The organism is Cellulophaga sp. RHA_52 (assembly GCF_007827205.1).
In the GTDB taxonomy this organism is placed as follows: Bacteria; Bacteroidota; Bacteroidia; order Flavobacteriales; family Flavobacteriaceae; genus Cellulophaga; species Cellulophaga lytica.
This window is the reverse complement of record NZ_VIRZ01000001.1, coordinates 2,381,751-2,402,387: the sequence shown is the minus strand read 5'-3', so window position 1 is coordinate 2,402,387 and position 20,637 is coordinate 2,381,751. Positions and strand designations below refer to the sequence as shown.

Here is a 20,637-nt window from a genome sequence, read left to right as displayed (position 1 = left end):
TTATAATGATTTTTCTAATAAAAAGGCTACTAAAAAAAGTAGTGTTAGTAATTTGTAGTTTACAATTTTTAAAGGAGCTAATAGCACTATTAAGCTCCAACTTAGCATTAAAAAAATTGTAAAAATTATAAATCCTGCTCCCAACCCAAATGTATAAATAGCTAAAAACAAACCGAATACAAAAAGTACAATTGCTGCTATTTTTACACTTTTTTGTTTGTTATGTAACCAAAATAATAGTTTAAATTCTTTTGTAATTACAGCACGTTTAGAGGTGCTATAATGCAACAAACAAGCAAGGGTGGTTACTAAAATTAATACGGTCATTTTTTATTTTTTTTTAATGTAAACATCCTAGCCTGGTACAACTCCAGACTAAGATGTTACTGCAAAAATCCAACTTAAACTATTTTTAAAACTTATATGTGAAGTTTGCTAATAATGCTCTTGGCTGTTGTGGTGTAATGGTTGTCCACCCTTTGTAATATGTTTCATTAAACATATTATTAAGTTTTAATCCTACCCTGTATTTATCTGCTTGGTAAAAAACTGATGAATTGTATATAGTGTAGCTAGGCAAATCAAAAGTACCTCCTGGTCCATAATTAATAATAGAACTTTCACTGGCTCCGTTTAAACCAAAACCTAGTCCAAAACCTTCTAAACTTCCCACCTGAAACTCATAATTTGCCCAAAGGTTATAAAGAGTTTCTGCTCCAGATTCTAAAGGTCTTGTACCTGCTAATATTGCATTATCAGTCTTTGTAATTTCACTATCGTTATTACTAAAACCGGCCTTTATATTTAAACCATTAATTGGGTTTGCATTAATTTCTATCTCTATACCTGTACTTTCTACTTCACCGTCTTGTATTTTATTAAATGCAGATGTTGGATCTGTCATTACTTTATCAGACACTGTAATGTCATAATAACTAACTGTAGCATTTAATTTACCGTTAAATAGGTTTGTTTTTATACCAAACTCTAATTGGTTTGCTTGTTCTGGATCAAAAGATTTTAGCGTTTGCGGGCCATCTGCTGGGTCACCTACTAAACTAGGCGCAATATTTGTAAATCCGTTTTGGTAATTAGCAAAAACCGATAATTTATCTAGTATTGGTTGGTACAACACACCAAACTTAGGAGAAAAAGCTGTTTGTGCATAGTCATCTGCATCTGTAGTTACATCACCTTCATTATCAAACCTATCTACACGTAAGCTTGCCATTGCAGATAAAGCTGGTGTAATATTTAATACATCAGACACGTAAGCACTATAAGTACTTGTTTTAGATTTTATATTGTTTGCTGTTTGTGCTGCTAAAACAGACAATACTCCTGCTTCTGTTAATGGGTAAGTATCTGTTTCTACTTCTGGTGTAAAAGGGTTATCACCGTTTGTATCTCCGTTTGGTAATACGTTACCGTAAAAAGAAAAACCAGAACTTTGGTCTATGTTTGTTGCTTGGTAATAATCTAAACCTGCAACAACTCTGTTACGTAATGTTCCTAGTTTAAAGTCTCCAATAAAGTTTTGTTGTATGTCCGTAGTATTTGTTTTTCCATTTTCTTTATTTATCATTCTAGAAAATGTATTAGGCTCTAAAATTCCGTACTCATATAAATAAGAGTAATATCCGTTAGAAGAGGTATTACTTTTAGACAAAATAGTTTGTGATTGCCAAGTGTCAGACAATTTATAATCCATTTCTACTCTGTAGTTAGATGTAGGATTCTCTATAGACAAATCATTAGAAGTGTATGATAATTTATTATTGTAGCCCAATTCTGAAATACTAGAAGATGCAGATGGTGCTGCTCTGTTTAAAAATAACGAAGTGGCATTTGTTTGTTCTGCTTCTGTAATTTCTGCATACAATGAAAATGATAATTTATTATTTACACGGTATGATAAAGATGGTGCTACAAAAAACGACTTTTTAAAACCTGCATCCTGAAAGCTATCTTCTGTGTGGTAAGCTGTATTTAGCCTAAAATAGATGTCATTATTTTTATCTAAAGCAGTATTAAAATCTGCAGAAAGTACTGTTAAACCGTAAGAACCTGCTGTAAGAGATACTTCACCACCATAACCTTTGTATGGCTTTTTAGTAACTGTATTAATTAAACCTCCGTAAGATGTTACAGAACTACCAAACAATGTAGCAGATGGTCCTTTTATAACCTCTATACGCTCTATATTTGCTGCATTTATTGTTCCATTTGTTAAGCCAGGCATACCGTTTACCAATTGTGGCTGCACGCTAAAACCACGAATACTGTAGTATCCAGATCCGTCTCCTCCGCGGCCTGTAGAGCTCCATAACTTGTCTACACCAACTGCATTTTTTAGAGCATCATCAAACTTTGTTGTTATTTGAGACACTAATAAATCTGAGGTTATTGTACTGTAAACCTGTGTATTTTCTAAATCTTTTAAAGCTAATTTTGCCACATAGGCTGTTTCTTTTCTAGAAAACTTATTTCTACGTTCTCCATTAACAACTACCTCTTTTAAAATTTCGTTTCCTTCATATAGTTGTACTATCTCTAATGTATTTTCTGTGTTTGCAGTAATTGTAACCTGCAGTTCTTTAGTTTTATAACCTAAGTAAGATACAAGAACCGTGTAGGTGCCAGATTCTAAATTTGCTATACTAAATGCACCATCAAAATTAGTTTGTGCTCCTAAAGCTGTTCCTTTTACTAATACATTTACACCCATTAAAGGGGTATTATCTACGTCTGTTACTTTACCTGTTAGTGTAGTGTTTTGTGCTGTAGCTACAATTGTTGCTACCAATAACATTACTAAGGTCATTAAATTTCTCATTATTCTTATTTAGATTGATTTAAAATAATTTTGTGTTGCAAACTTAAATCAGGATTAGTTACAAAACAAGAATTATTTTTATTAATTCTAAATAAACTTAAGGAGAGGGAGTTAACATCGATTTTAAAATAAAAAGGTGAAAATTTAGCGTTTTAACACTATCATTATTTGCTATTAAGTAACTTTGATGTTACTATGATTGAAGAATTAAAAAATAGCTACGGCACTTTATTTGAAGACCAATTACTACAAGAAATTCTTGAAGTGGCTACTTATAAAGAAGTTCCTGAGGGTTTTAAACTTATAGAAATTGGCGACTACGTAAAGTCTATGCCCTTACTTGTATCTGGTGCCATAAAAATACTTAGAGAAGATACTGAAGGAGATGAGCTACTACTCTACTACCTAGAAAAAGGAGAAACTTGTACTATGACAATGGCTTGTTGTATGGGGCAAAAAAAGAGTGAAATTAGAGCTATTGCAGAAACAGATGCTAAGTTAATTATGGTTCCTATAGAAAAAATGGAAATTTGGACATCTAAATACAAATCTTGGAGAGATTTTGTTTTTGAAAGTTATCATAACCGTATTAATGAGTTGCTACTTACCGTAGATAGTGTTGCTTTTTTAAAAATGGATGAACGTTTACTAAATTACTTAAGAGAAAAGGTAAGGGTAACTAATAGTTCTATTATTAAAAATACGCATCAGGAAATTGCGTATGATCTACATAGTTCTAGAGTGGTGATTTCTAGATTACTAAAGAAGTTAGAAAAGTTAGAAAAAATAGAATTACACAGAAATCACATAAAAATTATAAACATTAGTTAAATGTAACCTAAGTTACTGTTGTACAAATTAATAACTCATAAGTTTGTAGTCCAAATTAAACTACAATGTTATGATTATAGAACAAATATACACGGGTTGCCTATCACAAGGGGCATATTATATAGAGAGTAATGGTGAAGCGGCTATTATAGATCCTTTGAGAGAAACTTCTCCTTACACTAAAAGAGCAGAAGAAAATAATGCTACTATTAAATACATTTTTGAAACTCATTTTCACGCAGATTTTGTTAGTGGACACGTTACATTAGCTCAAAAAACTGGAGCTCCTATTGTATACGGACCTAAAGCAGATCCTACATTTGATGCTATTATTGCTAAAGACAATCAGGAATTTAAAGTTGGTGATATAACCATTATAGCCTTACACACGCCTGGCCATACTATGGAAAGTACTACGTATCTTCTAAAGGATGAAAACGGAAACGACCACGCTATTTTTAGTGGTGACACTCTATTTTTAGGTGATGTAGGTAGGCCAGATTTAGCACAAAAAGCAGGCGAAATTACAGAAGAAGACTTGGCAGGCTTTTTATACGACAGTTTACGAAACAAAATTATGCCTTTAGCAGATTCTATTTTAGTATATCCTGCACACGGGGCTGGATCTGCCTGCGGAAAAAATTTAAGTAAAGACACAGTTGACACTTTAGGGAACCAAAAAAAGACAAATTATGCCTTACGTGAAAATATGACTAAGGAAGAGTTTATAAAAGAGGTTACAGATGGTTTACTACCTCCTCCTGAGTATTTTCCTTTAAATGTAAAAATGAACAAAGAAGGGTATGATGATATAGCAAATATTATAAAACGTGGCACAATAGAATTAGACCCAGATATGGTAGAGGCATTAGCTAACAATACTGGCGCCATAATTTTAGATGTAAGACACCAAGATGAATTTGCCAAAGGCCATATTCCCAGATCTATTTTTATTGGTTTAAATGGTAGTTTTGCTCCTTGGGTAGGTGCACTAATTGCAGATGTAGAGCAACCTATAATACTAATTGCTCCAGAGGGTAAAGAAGAAGAAACAGTCACTAGATTATCTAGAGTTGGTTTTGATAATACGCTTGGATACCTAAAAGGCGGATTTAACGCTTGGAAAAAAGCTGCTAAAGAGTATGATACTGTTAGCTGCACAACAGCAGAAAAGCTAAGTAACGAGGTAAAAGATTCTACAAAAATTTACGATGTTAGAAAGGAAAGCGAATTTTTGTCTGAGCACGTAATTAACGCAGTAAATACTCCTTTAGATTTTATTAATAAATACCTTAAAAAGTACCCTGCTAACAACAACTTTTACATACACTGTGCTAGTGGTTACAGAAGTATGGTAGCCGCTTCTATATTAAAAAGTAGAGGCATACATAACCTTATTAATGTAAACGGAGGTATTGCTGCCTTAAAGGAAACAAAAATACCAATAAGCAACTATGTTTGCCCATCTACTTTATAAAAACACAAAAGCTAAAACACTAATTAATTAGTGTTTTAGCTTTTTTTTATTTACTAATTTCCCTTTATACGCTCCCATAAATCAGTTAGTAATTTTTTAGCCTGAGTTCTATTTTTTGGAATTTCACTAAAAGAAATGCTTCCATTACCATATTTATGTATTTGATACCTAAACACAAAATCTTGATCATTATAATCTAAACCTAGTGTACCAAAACGTAAATCGTTATAATATAAAAAGTCCTTGTATGTATCAATAGTATACCATCCTTTACTAATGGCAATCATACGTTGCATTTTTGGGTTATCTTTTAAATCGTTTACTAAAAAATAATTTTTATTATACCTAGAAAACAAAATAGGCTTGGTGTCAAAAAAAGAATAATGGCCAATGTAAAATGCATCTTCAGTCTCTACATTTGCTGTCCATAAAATAGTATTTAAAGCAGATGGTTTTGTTTCTATTTGTGAGTATACTATATTTTGTTCTTCTAATTGTTTTTTAAATTGATAAAAAGCAACACCCTTTAAAGCAAAGGTTAATAGTAAATAACTACTACTTATTATTAAACCTAATCTATTATATTTTTTGCGCTTTAAGCTTTCTTTTTTCTGAAACATTGTTAGAATTACAAACACCAAAAAAGGAACTGTATACAATGGGTCTATAACAAAAATAGTTTTAAATGCTAGTCGGTTATTTAATGGCCAAAACAACTGTGTTCCCCAAGTTGTATGTGCATCTAAAATTGGATGCGTTACAAATGCTAAAAAGAAAAGCCAACACCAACCTCTAAAATCTTTATACTTCTCATACCTTGTTACTAACCACGCAAAAATTGGGGCAAATACTACAGAAAATAATACAGAGTGTGTAAAACCACGGTGTATTTCTAAGCCCGTAACAGTATCTGTATAGAAAGATGCAAAGGTGTCTAAATCTGGTATTGTACCTGCAATTGCACCATAAAGCATTGCCTTATTTCCTATTTTTTTTCCTAAAACAGCCTCTCCTACTGCTGCTCCTAATACTATTTGTGTTAAAGAATCCATATATAAATTATAGCTACACAAAACTACATCTTTAAAATTATAAAGTATATTTATAAGCAGAAGTAAAGCATAACTATTACATTTAGGCGCTGCATTAAATATATTATACTCTTGGTAACCTAAGTTACTTTCTATTATTGTGAAATGAAGTTTCTTTGCAACGCATCAAATAATTATTAAAATTTAAAATGGAATTAATTTTACAACCTTGGCCTTGGTATGTGTCTGGCCCGCTAATTGCTTTAGTGCTGTTTTTACTACTTTTTGTGGGTAAAAACTTTGGTATGTCTAGCAACTTAAGAACTCTTTGTACGATTTGTGGAGCTGATAAAAAATCGGACTTTTTTAAGTTTAATTGGAAAAGTCAAAAATGGAACTTAGTTGTAATGATTGGAGCCATTATTGGTGGCTTTATAGGAGCAAACTTTTTAACAGAATCTACAGCTGTAGCCATAAACCCTGAGACTGTAGAGCAATTACAAGAATTGGGCTTTTCTAGCGCAGGAAATGCGTATTTACCAACAGAACTATATGGTTTAGAAGCATTAACAGATATAAAAAGTATTTTAATTTTAGCCATAGGCGGGCTACTAGTTGGTTTTGGAACAAGGTATGCTGGTGGCTGCACATCTGGGCACGCAATATCTGGTTTAAGTAACTTACAACTACCTTCTTTAATAGCTGTTATTGGCTTTTTTATTGGCGGTTTATTTATGATTCACGTTTTATTCCCTTTAATATTTTAAGCTATGAGAACATTTATATATTTACTTATTGGAATATTGTTTGGTATAACAATGTTTAAGTCTGAAGCAGCTTCTTGGTTTCGTATCTATGAAATGTTTCAAATGCAATCTTTTCATATGTATGGCATTATAGGCTCTGCTGTTGGGCTTGGTGTTGTAATTACGTACCTTATTAAGCGTTTTAAAGTAAAATCTGCTTATGGAGAAGAAATAAAATTTATTCCTAAAAACAAAAGCGTTAGCAGATACCTTTTTGGCGGCATTATTTTTGGACTTGGTTGGGCTTTAGCTGGCGCATGTCCTGGCCCAATGTTTACTTTAGTAGGTGCTGGTTTTGCTCCTATTTTAATTGTAATAGTTTTTGCCGTGTTAGGTACATTTTTATATGGTATTGTAAGAGATAAATTACCCCATTAAAAATGCTGTATAAACCAGTATACAAGATACAAAAAAGGCTTCATTTTACAATGAAGCCTTTTTTAGTTTAAAAATTAAGAGGGTGTTTTTACTCTTTATCCAAAACTAAATGCTCTATAAAAAATTCCATCATTCTTCTGGTATCCATAGCTGTATGTCCTTTATCCGGACCAATTTGCACTTCAAAACTCTTACCAGCATCTTGCAATGCTTTTATAAATTGTAATGAGTTTGCTGGGTGTACATTGTTATCACTAGTACCAAAGAAAATCATTAATTCTCCTTCTAAATCTTTAGCCATAGTAATTAAGCTACTTGCCTCATATCCTTTTTTATTTTCATCTAACAAGCCCATATAACGCTCTGTATACACATTGTCATAATTGCGCCAATCTGTTACAGCAGAGTTTGCAACTGCTGCATGAAAAACATCTGGATAACGTAATAGTAAGGTTGCAGATGTAGTTCCACCATATGACGTACCATAAACACCTACTTTGTTTTTATTAAAATAAGGTCTGTTATATAAAGATTTTATACCTGCAGCAAAATCATCCATCTCTGTAAAACCTAAGTTTTGGTATAAATTATCTAATAACCTTTTACCTCTACCTTTAACGTTTCTTCCGTCTACTTCTGCTACTAAAAAGCCAAACTCTGTTAATGCGTTAGGTGGTGTAAAACGTTCTGTAAACTCATTAGTTGCAGGTCCTCCGTAATTACTTAAAAGAAGTGGGTATTTTTTATTTGGATCAAAATTAGAAGGAAAGTGTAATAATCCGTGAAGCTCCGTTTTACCGTCTGCAGATGTAAAAGTAAAAGCTTCTACCTTTTTTAAACCTAGCTTATTAAATTCTGATAGGTCTGATGTACCAATTTCTGCTATTTTTTTTCCTTTTATACTTCTTAAGTTAGTTACAGGTGCAGTATTGTGTGTTTCTGCAAAATCTACAAAATACTTATGGTTTGGCGCCATATATACAGTATGATGAAAAGAAGGGTCTGTTAATCTTTTATCTCCAGAACCATTTAATTTTACACTATGCAACTGTATTTTCATGTGGTTTTCTCCACTACGCGCAGTATAATACATCACTTTTTTAGCTTCGTCTATGCTAACAATACCATCTACCTCAAAATTATGCTTTGTTAATTGCTTTACTAATTTTCCGCTAAAATCATATAAATAGTAATTATTAAAGCCAGATCGCTCAGATGCCCAAATAAATTGCTTTCCATTATCCAAAACGTGCATTTCAGGACTGTTTTCTGTATAACTTGGCAACCACTCTTCTCTAATTACAGTTCTAGACGCTCCTGTATTTGGATTAGCAGCTCTAAGCTCCATAATATTTTGCTTACGGTTTGTACTGTGGTACAATAATTCTTTACCATCTGGTGTCCAGCTAATGTCATAAATATAAGTACCTAAATCACCATCGTTATAAGGTTTACCGTCTCTAAGATCTAATTCAGTAATTTTTTTAGTTTCTAAATCATACACCAATAAATCTACAGGTAAATTTTTAGCGCCTACTTTAGGGTATGCTTCAATCTCTACAGAATCTTGTATTTGTGTTTGGTTGTATAACACATAGTATTTTTTAGACTCTTTTTCATCAAACTTGTAAAAAGCAACCTTTTTACTATCTGGAGACCACCACATTGCGGTGTTTTGACTTAATTCTTCTCCATAAACCCAAGTAGCAATACCAAACTTTAATTGGTTTTCTTCATTACCTTCGGTAGTTATTGCAACAACATCAGAACCGTCTGCATTACTATAAAACATATTTCTGTTTTTAGTAAATGCTTTGTATTTTCCGTTTGGAGACTCAGCAGAGGCATATTGTCTGCCACGAGCTGGCCTGTTAGCCCACTTTGCATACCTATCATCTTTTAACTTAGTTGTAGCAGTAGCTTCACCTTTACCTATAGTAAACTCTTTGGTTTCACCGTCTTTTTTGTATTGAAAAGCAGTTCCTTCATTATTCCATTTCACATAGGATGGAGAAGTAACTATAGACCTTCTAATCTGCGGTGCTATTTCTATGTACTGCTCATAACCAGGCATTTCCTTTAGTTTATCTTGCGCAGATACGGCTGTAATTGTACCTAAAGATAATACTGCACAAAATGCAGCTTTAAAAGTGTTCATTTTCATTCTTTTTGAGTATTTAATTTGATTGCTAAATTTACAATTATTATACTAATCTGTAACTATTACCAAAAATTAGTTACACGTTTAAACCACTTTTCTATCATTTTTTTAATTCTACCTACATAAACTTTTAAACACATAAACCATAGAACAAACATTATCCCTATTTTTGTTGAAAATTGATTTTTATGCTTAAAGTTGGAGTTTTGGGAGCAGGTCATTTGGGGAAAATCCATTTGCGTTTGCTTAACGAATCAGAAAAATATTCTTTAGTAGGGTTTTATGATCCAGATGTTATTAATGGTAAAAAAGTTGAAGCCGAATTTGGTTATACTTATTTTGATAACATAAATAAACTAATGGATGCTGTAGATGTTTTAGATATTGTTACACCTACACTATCTCATTTTGATTGTGCTAAAAAAGCCATAGAAAAAGGAAAGCACATTTTTATTGAAAAACCAATTACCAATACGTTGGCAGAGGCCGAAGAACTTATTGAACTAAAAAACAAGCACAATGTTAAAGGTCAGGTAGGACACGTAGAGCGTTTTAACCCTGCTTTTTCAGCGGTAAAAAATAGTATTGTAAACCCAATGTTTATAGAAACACATAGGTTAGCAGAATTTAATCCGCGTGGTACAGATGTTCCTGTGGTTTTAGATTTAATGATACATGATATAGATGCTATTTTAAGTGTAGTAAATTCTGAGGTTAAAAGTATTAACGCAAGTGGTGTATCTGTAATTAGTAAATCTCCAGATATTGCTAATGCACGTATTGAGTTTAAAAATGGTTGTGTTGCAAACCTAACCGCTAGTAGAATTTCATTAAAAAATATGCGTAAATCAAGGTTTTTTCAGCAAGATGCCTATATTTCTGTAGACTTTTTAGAGAAAAAGGTTGAAGTTGTAAAAATGAAAGATGCACCAGAACAAGCGGGTGATTTTGATATGGTTTTACAAAACGCTGAAGGAGAAAAGAAACAAATTTATTTTGAAAATCCTGAGGTTGCAGGTAACAACGCTATTTTAGACGAGCTTGAAACTTTTGCAGACGCCATAAACAACAACACTACTCCTATTGTTACACTAGAACAAGGAACAAATGCATTACGAGTAGCTTTACAAATTATAGAATCTTTTTAATATACATAAAATGAAAAATATAGCAGTTATAGGTGCAGGTACAATGGGTAACGGTATTGCCCACGTTTTTGCACAAAATAATTACAAGGTAAACTTAATAGACATTGCACAAGCATCTTTAGATAAAGGCTTAGCTACCATTACTAAAAATTTAGACAGAATGGTTGCTAAGGAAAAAATATCTGAAGCAGATAAAAACAATACTTTAGCTAATATTACACTACATACTGTACTTGCAGATGGTGTTAACGGTGTAGATTTAGTTGTTGAAGCTGCAACTGAAAATGTAGACTTAAAACTAAAGATTTTTAAAGATTTAGATGCTATTTGTGACGCTAAAACTATTTTGGCCACAAATACATCATCAATCTCTATTACACAAATTGCTGCGGTTACCAACAGACCAGAGCAAGTAATTGGTATGCACTTTATGAACCCTGTACCTATTATGAAATTGGTAGAGATTATTAGAGGTTACAACACGTCTAATGAGGTTACTGCTACTATTATGGAGTTGTCTACTAAATTAGGAAAAACACCTACAGAGGTTAATGATTATCCTGGTTTTGTTGCTAACAGAATTTTAATGCCAATGATTAATGAGGCTATAGAAACTCTTTACAACGGTGTAGCTGGTGTAGAAGAAATTGATACCGTTATGAAATTAGGTATGGCACACCCAATGGGACCATTACAATTAGCAGATTTTATTGGTTTAGATGTTTGCTTAAGCATTTTAAATGTAATGTACGACGGATTTAAAAATCCTAAATACGCACCTTGCCCACTATTAGTAAATATGGTAATGGCTAAAAAATTAGGTATAAAATCTGGAGAAGGTTTTTATGATTATTCAGAATCTAGAAAAGCAGAAAAAGTAGCTTCTCAATTTGCAAAATAATACGCATTGGCAAATATAAAACCGTTTAAAGCTGTACGCCCAACCAGAGATAAGGTTAGTTTGGTTGCTTCACGTTCTTACCAAAGTTACACTCAGGCAGAGCGTGAAGCCAGGCTAGACCATAACCCGTATTCTTTTTTACATATTGTAAATCCTGGTTATAAGTATGATAAAGAAATATCTGGTGTAGCGCGTTATCAATTGGTAAAAAACAGGTATTCAGAATTTAAAGAAGATGGTGTTTTTACACAAGATGCTTCTCCTTATTTTTACATTTATAAAGTTGTAGACAGAGATAACCAAGTGTTTAATGGCATTGTTGGTGCCGCAAGCGTAGAAGATTATAAAAATAACATCATTAAAAAGCATGAAGATACTATTGCTAGCAAAGAGGTTGTTTTTAAAGACTATTTAAAAACTGTTGGTTTTAATGCAGAGCCTGTACTTATTACTTATCCAGACAATACAGAGGTTTCTTCTATCATAAAAAAGAAACAAGAAGAGCGTGCAGAATATGAGTTTACCACAACGTATAGAGACACGCATTACCTTTGGCTTATTACAGAAAAAGAAGCTATAAGCGCCATTGTTAATGCTTTTAAAAATATACCAACACTATATATTGCAGATGGTCACCACAGATCTTCATCATCAGAATTACTATGTTTAGACTGTAAAGAACAAAACAAAGCCCATAATGGTACAGAGAATTATAATTTTTTTATGAGTTACTTTATTCCTGAGTCTGAGCTTAAAATACACGAATTTAATAGGTTGGTTAAAGATCTTAATGGTTTAACTAAAGAAGAGTTTTTAATACAGTTAGATGCTATTTACCGTATAGAAAACAGAGGTGCTATACCATACAAACCAAATAAAAAACATCATTTTAGTATGTATTTAGATGGTGAATTTTATTCATTACACCTACGTAAATCTATTTATACGTTTAAAAATTCTTTAGATAAATTAGATGCGCAATTACTTTACAATACCATTTTAAAACCTATTCTTGGCATTACAGATGTTCGTAAAAATAATAGAATAGACTACTTAAGTGGTAAAAAAGAAATTGTAAGTTTAGTTAATAAAATAGATAGTGGTAAATTTAGAGTTGGTTTTGGTATGATACCTGCCAATATTGAAGAATTAAAAAGCATTGCAGATGACGGTTTAAAAATGCCTCCAAAAAGCACTTTTATAGAACCAAAATTAAGAAGCGGTGTTACCATTTATGAATTTTAGTTTTAATTAAAATTATGTCAATTAAACAGTCTTTACTAGAAATTAAAAATAGCTTACCAGAAACGGTTACACTTGTAGCTGTATCTAAAACAAAACCTGTTTCAGATTTAGAAGAAGCCTATGCTGCTGGACAGCGTATATTTGGCGAAAATAAAATTCAGGAAATGACCCAGAAATGGGAAGTGATGCCAAAAGACATACAGTGGCATATGATTGGTCACGTACAAACCAATAAGGTAAAGTATATGGCAGAATATGTGTCTTTAATACACGGTGTAGACAGTTTAAAACTATTAAAAGAAATTAATAAGCAAGCAAAAAAACATAACAGAGTAATTAATTGCTTATTACAAATGCATATTGCAGAAGAAAGCACAAAGTTTGGTCTAGATTTAGAAGAACTAAATAGCCTTGTATCTTCTGATGTTTTTAAAACATTAGAAAACATAAAAGTGGTTGGCCTAATGGGTATGGCTACTTTTACAGACAACCAAAACCAAGTAAAAAAAGAGTTTGGTACGTTAAAAGAGGTTTTCTCTTCTTTACAAAGCACAAAATCTACTAACTTAGATGTAAAAATACTATCTATGGGTATGAGTGGCGATTATAAAATTGCTATAGACCAAGGAAGTACAATGGTACGTATAGGAAGTAGTATTTTTGGTAGCAGAAATTATATATAACAACAGGCTAAACAAATTTAATGTACGTAATCTTAGATATTGAAACCACAGGTGGTAAATTTAATGAAGAAGGAATAACAGAGATTGCTATTCATAGATTTGATGGCCATAAAGTTGTAGATAAATTTATTAGTTTAGTTAATCCAGAAAAAGAAATACAGCCTTTTGTAGTAAAACTTACTGGCATTAATGACAAAATGCTACGTACCGCTCCTAAGTTTTATGAAATAGCCAAGCGGATTGTAGAAATTACAGAAGACGCAGTTCTTGTAGCACATAATGCACAGTTTGACTACAGAATTCTTAGAACCGAGTTTAGGCGTTTAGGCTATAATTTTGAACGCAAAACCTTGTGTACCGTTAACCTATCTAAAGAACTTATACCAGATAAAGAATCATATAGCTTAGGTAAATTGGTACGCTCACTAGGCATACCTGTTAGTGACAGACACAGAGCTAATGGAGATGCACTTGCTACATTACAATTGTTTAAATTATTGCTTGCTAAAGACTCTAACAAAAGCATTATTAAAACTGTTATAAAAGAAGGTTCTATGGGAGAACTTTCAGACAGACAAATAAATCTTGTAGAACAATTACCTAATGATACTGGAGTTTATTATATGTATGATAAAGATGGTGATTTAATTTTTTTGGGGAGATCTACAGATATTAAGAAAAAAGTAAACAAACACTTTACAGGCGTTTCTAATGTTGCTAAAAAACTACAAAAGCAAACACGTAAGGTTACATTTGAAAAAACAGGAAACGACCTAATTGCTACTCTAAAAGAAAACGAAGAATTACGCAGAGTTAAACCAAAATACAATAGTAGCATACGTAAAAAACTATTTAATTATGGTGTTTTTATAAAAGAAAATAAAGATGGCTACTTGTCTTTATTTATTGATAAAACTACAACTACAGACCAAACAATAGGTACTTTTAGCAGTTACATTGCTGCTAAAAATTTTGTTCATAAAACCACCAAAGAGTTTACACTTTGCAACAAGGTAAATTATATTTCTGAAGCAAAAACTAACTGTGGAAATTATGATGATGGTACATGTAATGGTGCCTGTATAAAAAAAGAAGCCACAGAAGTTTACAACGCTAGGGTAAAACAGGTAATTGAAACATATAGCCTAGCCGGAAAAAATATATTAATAAAAGATAAAGGCAGAGAAATAGGTGAATATTCTGCTATTTTAATTAAAAATGGAGAATTTAAAGGCTATGGATATTACAATTTAAATCATCAAATAAATAATATTCATATCTTAGAATCTATTATTACCAATATGAAAAGTACCCAAAACACCATTCACCTAATTTTAACCTATCTTAGAAAAAATAAAAGAGTACAACAAATACAACTACACTAACCATTGAAAAACGAAAAACCATCTAAAAATTGGAAAGCTAAAATTCACGAAATAATTTATGGCACACACACACCTGCCGGTAAATTATTTGATATTTTATTGCTTGTATTAATTGTGTATAGCGTTATAATTGTAATGCTAGAAAGTGTGCCTCGTTTTGATACTAAACATCACCGTTTTTTAAATATATCAGAATGGGTAGTAACCATTTTATTCTCTATAGAATATATATTAAGGGTTATTTGCATTAATAAACCTAAAAAATACGTTTTTAGTTTTTTTGGTATTATTGATTTTTTATCCACAATACCCAAGTACCTTGCTTTCTTTTTTGTTGGGTCACAATACTTAACTGCTTTTAGAGCTCTACGCTTATTACGCGTATTTAGAATATTAAAATTAGTGCGCTTTGTTGGCGAATCTAACAAGCTAATTAATGCTTTAAGAGCTAGTAGAACAAAAATATCTGTATTTGTATTTTTTGTATTGATAATATCTGTACTACTAGGTACTTTAATGTATTTAATTGAAGGACCAGAACACGGTTTTAACAGTATACCACACAGTGTATATTGGACCATTGTAACACTAACCACAGTGGGTTATGGAGATATTTCTCCAGAAACACCAATGGGACAATTTTTAGCCACTTTAATTATGATTATTGGTTACGGAGTTATTGCAGTGCCTACAGGAATTGTATCAGCAGAGTATGCATCTAACTTAAACCCAAATAAAATAATGGATGAGGGTAGATCTTGTCCTAATTGTAGTTGTGAAATTAAAAGATCTGATGCAGACTATTGCCGCAAATGTGGTTATAAGTTAACAGAAGATGATGACGATTAAAACCCAAAAAGTATAGTGATTACTAAAACTCTAATAGCTGTGGTAGGACCTACTGCAATTGGCAAAACAAAATTGGCAATTACACTTGCTCAACACTTTAATACACATATAATTTCTGCAGATTCTCGTCAGTTTTTTAAAGAAATGGCTATTGGTACTGCTGTACCAGATACTAACGAACTTGCCGCTGCACCACATCACTTTATTCAACATAAAAGTATTTTAGAATCCTATTCTGTAGGCGATTATGAAAAAGAAGCTCTTTATAAACTAGAACAACTTTTTAAAGAAAATGATATTGTAATATTGGTTGGTGGTAGTGGTTTGTATGTAAATGCTGTAACTAAAGGTTTAGATAGTTTTCCTAAAATAGATACTAGTGTTAGAGCAGATTTAAACACTTTATTTGAAGAAAAAGGTATTATTGCTTTACAAACTAAACTACAAGCTTTAGATCCAGAATATTACACCAAAGTAGACAAAGATAATCCACACAGGTTAATTAGAGCTTTAGAGGTATGCATTGGTTCTGGCAAGCCCTACTCTACTTTTTTAAATCAAGAAAAGCCTAAAAGATCGTTTAACACAATTACTGTTGGCATTAAGGCAGATAGAGAAATTATATACGAAAGAATTAACAAAAGGGTAGATATTATGGTGCAAAATGGCTTGTTAGATGAAGCTAAAGCATTAACAAAGCATCAAAACCTTAATGCTCTACAAACTGTTGGCTACAAGGAGCTATTTCAGTTTTTTAACCATAATTGGACGCTAGATTTTGCCATTTCTGAAATTAAAAAAAATACCAGAAGATTTGCTAAAAGACAATTAACTTGGTTTAATAAAAATAAAGAAACGCTTTGGGTAAATTTTAACGACAATCCTAAAAACATTATTTCTAAAATTGAAGATAAATTACAAGCATAAAAAAACCATCCAAAATTGGATGGTTTTTTATATATAAATATCTATTAATTAAGACTCTTCTTCAGTTTTAATAACCAAACGGAAACCTTCACCGTGAATGTTTAAAATTTCTACATTCTCATCTTTTTTAAGATATTTTCTAAGTTTAGCTATATAAACATCCATACTTCTAGATGTAAAATAGTTATCATCTCTCCAAATCTTAGTTAATGCTAATTCTCTAGGCATTAAATCGTTTTCATGTAAAGCTAATAAACGTAAAAGATCATTTTCTTTAGGAGATAATTTAACTGCTTCTTCTTCTTTATATTTTAAAAATCTAAGTTTAGAATTTAATTTAAAATCACCAATTGTAAACTCAAACTTTTTACTGTCTGCCATTGTATTAGAAGACTTTCTTTGCAAAATAGCTTTAAGTTTCATTAAAAGAACTTCAGAATCAAAAGGCTTGTTTAAATAATCATCTGCACCAGCTTTGTACCCTTTAAGCACATCTTCTTTCATTGTTTTTGCAGTAAGAAAAACAATTGGCACGTTCTCATTTTTTTCTCTAATTTCTCTTGCTAGCGTGTATCCATCCTTGTAAGGCATCATCACATCCAAAATACAAACATCATAAATGTCTTTTTTGAATTTTTCAAAACCTTCCATTCCGTTCTTAGCTAAAACAACGTCAAAATTATTCATTCCTAAATAATCTTTAAGAACAATTCCAAAATTTGGATCATCCTCTACCAAAAGTATTTTCTTGTTTACTGTTTCCATATCTATTAAATTATAGGTAATTTAATGTAGAAAGTGCTTCCTTTTCCTTTTTCGCTTTCTGCATATACTTCACCTTGGTGATCATCTATTATTTTTTTTACGTAGGCCAGTCCTAAACCGTGCCCTTTTACATTATGTATATCTCCTGTGTGTTCTCTATAAAATTTTTCAAAAACTTTTTTAAGAACAGCTTTGCTCATCCCTGAACCTTGATCTTTTATTTTTATAAGAATACTGTTTTTTGTACTCTCTGTGTACACATCTATTTTTGGCGCTTCTGGAGAGTACTTTATAGCATTATCCATAACATTTACCAACACATTTGTAAAGTGCATTTCATTAGCTAAAACATCTGTACGCTTTGCATTTAAGTGTGTGTTTATATAACCACCTCTATCATCTACAATAAGCTCTACATGCGTTATAGCGTCTTCAATTATGTCGTGCACATCTACTCTTTCCTTACTAATATCTAATTGGTTTTTCTCCAATTTAGAAATACGTAATACATTTTCAACCTGCGCATGCATTCGTTTATTCTCATCTCTTATCATTTGCAGGTAGCGTCCAACTTTTTCTTTATCTCCAATAGTTCCCGGGTTTCTAATAGCCTCTACTGCCAAATTTATTGTAGCAATTGGGGTTTTAAATTCGTGGGTCATATTATTTATAAAGTCAGTTTTAATTTCTGATATTTTTTTCTGCCTAATTAACTGGTAAATAGCGCCTATATAGGTAATAAGTATAATTGTGGTAAATAAAAAGGTAATAATAGCCATACCTAAAATAGAACCTACTAAGTATTCCTTTTTTTCTGGAAACGAAACCAATAATGAAAAATCTGTTTTTCCTTCACTATCTCTAAATATTGGTGTTCTGTTAACAGTTTCGGGGTCAAACTTAAATTTTCTAGATTTTACAGATGTTGGCAACCCTTTGCTATAAATACCAAATTCAAAATCAATATCTATTTTTCTGTTTTTAAACTCTTCTTCTAAAGAAGATCTAATTTCTTCCTTAGAAACCCTCTTATACATAGGTTTTCTGTTTGCTGCATCTCTAAACATTTCTTCAAACTGCAGTCGCTCAAACCTAGATATATCTCCAAATTTTGTTATTGTTTTAATTGGCGTAAAGCTGTATCCTTTACCATCCATACCAAAATTTTCCTTAAAAACTGTTTCTACAGTTTTACTGGTGTAACTGGTAATAGTTGTTGTACTATCATTAAAAAGATCATTGTCAAAGAACGAAGGTGGAATATTATAATTCTCTTTTAATATTCCGTGATTATAAATGGTTACTTCTCTAGAGTCTTCATCTATCTCTTTAAAAAAGATATCTCTAATTTGAAATTCAGATGGTTTACCAACACTATCTTTAAGTGCTATTAACTTATTTCCGTACTCATTAATTTCTCTAGTCTCTATCTTACCTGCTACATTATCTAAAACCTGTGATACGGTTTGATAAAACTGCTCCTCTTTGTCTTCTATAGATTTTTTAATCCAATACGCCTGAACAAATATAATTCCAAGCAAAGACAAGGTCATCAACACAATAAGTATAACCAATAACTTCTTGTTCATTTGGGCAAAATTAAGATTTTAACATATATAGTCTGTCCGGTTTAACCTAACCTTAACACTAACAGTTAAACTTTAACGGTTTTTAAGACAACTCCCTTAATATACAATGAATTTCTCTGATTTTTAACTTTAACTTTACAATATCTTCATTTATTAACATAAAATCAGACATTTTTTCTTTCCTTTCATCTGTCCACTGATTGTCCATTCTAGAAAGAATTTTTTCGCGTGTAGTATTATCCCTTTTTAATATTCTGTCTATTCTGACTTCTAAGGGTGCTGTTACCAAAATTATGTAGTCATAAAAATCTTGGTTGTTATTCTCAAATATAATTGCACTTTCTTGTATAACATAAGGTGCGTTTTGTTTTTCAGCCCATTCTAAAAAATGTATTCTTACTGCTGGGTGTACAATAGCGTTTAATTGTTCTAATAAATTAGCATTAGAAAAAACTTTTTGGGCTATATACTCTCTATTTAAAAATCTATTTTTATATGCTTCTGCACCAAATAATTGTATAATTTGCTCTTTTACATTAGCAGAGGTATGCATTAATTTTTTTGCCTCTGTATCAGAATTATATACAGGCACACCCAAGTCTGCAAACATTTTAGCTGCAGTACTTTTACCACTACCTATACCACCTGTTAAACCAACAATTTTCATTTTCTGTTTAAAATAAATTCTACAGACTCTTCTTTTAACTTTGCACTATAAACACCTTCTGGTTTTTTAGTAAGACTTAATTTTAATATTGGCGAATTTTCATCTAGATAATCATTAAAATCTGCTGTTAAACTAAAATCCGTTGCTGTAACTTTTTTTAATACTTCTACATTTGCTTTACATAAGATAGATACCTCGCTAGGAAAAGTTCTGATACTTATATCATTTGGTAAATTTAAAACTGTAACTGGCACTGTAATTAGTTTTTCTGAAAAACGAAATACACTTCCAGAAACAACAACTTCTTTGTCTGAAAACTTAGTATTAGCTAAATCCTTAGGCAGTATTAACTGTAATGTTTTACTAATATCTGATGATACATCACTAAAATTATAGTCCTCTGCTGTTACTTTTACAATAGTGTCTATTTCAGATTTAGGCCCAGATACTTTTATAGAGTCTGGAGTTATTTTTATACCTTTTTCTAACACATAATTTTGTGCCATATCTACCTTTATATTTGCTAAAACCGGCACTTTTTTAGAGTGTAGTTTATAAAGGTCTACATACAAAGTGTCACTATAACCAACTTCTGTTAGCGACAAAGAATTGGGTAACTGCTGCTCTATTTGCTTTCTAAAAACCGACTGCCTTAAAAAATATTTATCTTCTTTTTCCTCTACGTTAGATAAATCAATTTTTATGTTTTTTCTAAAAATATTTAAACGTAATAGTTGAAAACCTCCTGCATGCACTTTTACCTGTACTTCTGTTTTGTGTTTTTGAGCAAAAAACAAGCTATCTGGCACGTTCACGTATTCTAAATTAAAGTATGTATTAGCGGTGTAAGAATCAGATAAATTACTAACAAACCAAGCCAATGTAGCACATAGCAAAAAGAGTGAAAAAATTTTCACTTTTCGTTTATTTAAACTGTTTTTTACTTTACTTAACACCT

19 protein-coding genes are annotated in these 20,637 nt (G+C 31.6%); 11 read left to right on the top strand and 8 right to left on the bottom strand.

From position 1 onward, the window contains the following. Entirely contained in the window at positions 1-327 is a 327-nt protein-coding gene (locus JM80_RS10650) for a hypothetical protein (RefSeq protein ID WP_144710032.1), read from the bottom strand. An 85-nt stretch (positions 328-412) separates the two neighbouring features. Beyond that, positions 413-2,836, bottom strand: a complete 2,424-nt coding sequence (locus JM80_RS10645) for a TonB-dependent receptor (RefSeq protein ID WP_222428951.1) — start codon at positions 2,834-2,836, stop codon at positions 413-415. A 195-nt stretch (positions 2,837-3,031) separates the two neighbouring features. Here JM80_RS10645 and JM80_RS10640 point away from each other — a divergent pair, with 195 nt between their 5' ends. Both JM80_RS10640 and JM80_RS10635 read left to right on the top strand, forming a co-directional pair. Next, entirely contained in the window at positions 3,032-3,667 is a 636-nt protein-coding gene (locus JM80_RS10640; RefSeq protein WP_013622829.1) for a Crp/Fnr family transcriptional regulator, read from the top strand. A gap of 70 nt (positions 3,668-3,737) precedes the next feature. Further along, positions 3,738-5,144, top strand: a complete 1,407-nt coding sequence (locus JM80_RS10635) for a rhodanese-like domain-containing protein (protein ID WP_013622830.1) — start codon at positions 3,738-3,740, stop codon at positions 5,142-5,144. Positions 5,145-5,197: 53 nt separating this feature from the next. On the opposite strand, the gene JM80_RS10630 is transcribed toward JM80_RS10635, so the two are convergent. Next, positions 5,198-6,196, bottom strand: a complete 999-nt coding sequence (locus JM80_RS10630) for a metal-dependent hydrolase (protein ID WP_144710030.1) — start codon at positions 6,194-6,196, stop codon at positions 5,198-5,200. A gap of 188 nt (positions 6,197-6,384) precedes the next feature. Between JM80_RS10630 and JM80_RS10625 the strand changes: the two genes are divergently transcribed. Further along, positions 6,385-6,942, top strand: a complete 558-nt coding sequence (locus tag JM80_RS10625; RefSeq protein ID WP_144710028.1) for a YeeE/YedE family protein — start codon at positions 6,385-6,387, stop codon at positions 6,940-6,942. A gap of 3 nt (positions 6,943-6,945) precedes the next feature. Continuing rightward, on the top strand, positions 6,946-7,359 hold the full coding sequence (locus JM80_RS10620) for a DUF6691 family protein (protein WP_013622833.1): 414 nt from the start codon (positions 6,946-6,948) through the stop codon (positions 7,357-7,359). 88 nt (positions 7,360-7,447) lie between these two features. Here JM80_RS10620 and JM80_RS10615 read toward each other — a convergent pair whose 3' ends face one another. Then, entirely contained in the window at positions 7,448-9,523 is a 2,076-nt protein-coding gene (locus JM80_RS10615) for a DPP IV N-terminal domain-containing protein (protein ID WP_255436754.1), read from the bottom strand. A 185-nt stretch (positions 9,524-9,708) separates the two neighbouring features. Between JM80_RS10615 and JM80_RS10610 the strand changes: the two genes are divergently transcribed. Genes JM80_RS10610 through miaA form a run of 7 tightly spaced genes read left to right on the top strand, consistent with a single transcriptional unit; the run spans position 9,709 to position 16,658 of the window. Further along, a complete protein-coding gene (locus tag JM80_RS10610; RefSeq protein ID WP_034645263.1) occupies positions 9,709-10,668 on the top strand; it encodes a Gfo/Idh/MocA family protein in 960 nt (319 codons plus the stop codon). Between the two features lie 10 nt (positions 10,669-10,678). Then, the gene (locus tag JM80_RS10605; RefSeq protein WP_013622836.1) at positions 10,679-11,569 is read left to right on the top strand and encodes a 3-hydroxybutyryl-CoA dehydrogenase; all 891 of its coding nucleotides are present in this window, start codon (positions 10,679-10,681) and stop codon (positions 11,567-11,569) included. Between the two features lie 6 nt (positions 11,570-11,575). After that, entirely contained in the window at positions 11,576-12,814 is a 1,239-nt protein-coding gene (locus JM80_RS10600) for a DUF1015 domain-containing protein (RefSeq protein WP_013622837.1), read from the top strand. Between the two features lie 14 nt (positions 12,815-12,828). Continuing rightward, positions 12,829-13,497 carry a YggS family pyridoxal phosphate-dependent enzyme gene (locus JM80_RS10595; RefSeq protein WP_034645261.1) on the top strand — a complete coding sequence of 223 codons (669 nt, stop codon included), beginning with the start codon at positions 12,829-12,831 and terminating at the stop codon, positions 13,495-13,497. A gap of 20 nt (positions 13,498-13,517) precedes the next feature. Beyond that, the gene (locus JM80_RS10590) at positions 13,518-14,882 is read left to right on the top strand and encodes an exonuclease domain-containing protein (RefSeq protein WP_144710026.1); all 1,365 of its coding nucleotides are present in this window, start codon (positions 13,518-13,520) and stop codon (positions 14,880-14,882) included. Positions 14,883-14,885: 3 nt separating this feature from the next. Then, the gene (locus JM80_RS10585; RefSeq protein WP_144710024.1) at positions 14,886-15,731 is read left to right on the top strand and encodes an ion transporter; all 846 of its coding nucleotides are present in this window, start codon (positions 14,886-14,888) and stop codon (positions 15,729-15,731) included. 18 nt (positions 15,732-15,749) lie between these two features. Beyond that, positions 15,750-16,658 (top strand): tRNA (adenosine(37)-N6)-dimethylallyltransferase MiaA, encoded by a 909-nt coding sequence (gene miaA / locus JM80_RS10580; protein ID WP_186439784.1) that lies wholly within the window; start codon positions 15,750-15,752, stop codon positions 16,656-16,658. A gap of 48 nt (positions 16,659-16,706) precedes the next feature. Here the strand turns inward: miaA and JM80_RS10575 are convergent, their stop codons facing one another. The 4 genes from JM80_RS10575 to JM80_RS10560 all read right to left on the bottom strand — a co-directional run bounded on the left by JM80_RS10575 (position 16,707) and on the right by JM80_RS10560 (position 20,596). Then, positions 16,707-17,423, bottom strand: coding sequence for a response regulator transcription factor (locus JM80_RS10575; protein WP_013622842.1), 717 nt, complete (start codon positions 17,421-17,423; stop codon positions 16,707-16,709). Between the two features lie 5 nt (positions 17,424-17,428). Further along, positions 17,429-19,012: a sensor histidine kinase KdpD gene (locus tag JM80_RS10570; protein WP_013622843.1), complete on the bottom strand. Its 1,584-nt coding sequence runs from the start codon at positions 19,010-19,012 to the stop codon at positions 17,429-17,431. Positions 19,013-19,094: 82 nt separating this feature from the next. Next, complete coding sequence (gene coaE, locus JM80_RS10565; protein WP_144710020.1) at positions 19,095-19,679, bottom strand: dephospho-CoA kinase; 585 nt, start codon at positions 19,677-19,679, stop codon at positions 19,095-19,097. Beyond that, entirely contained in the window at positions 19,676-20,596 is a 921-nt protein-coding gene (locus JM80_RS10560) for a YbbR-like domain-containing protein (protein WP_144710018.1), read from the bottom strand. The genes coaE and JM80_RS10560 overlap by 4 nt, the downstream gene beginning before the upstream one ends. Between the last annotated feature and the right edge of the window lie 41 nt (positions 20,597-20,637).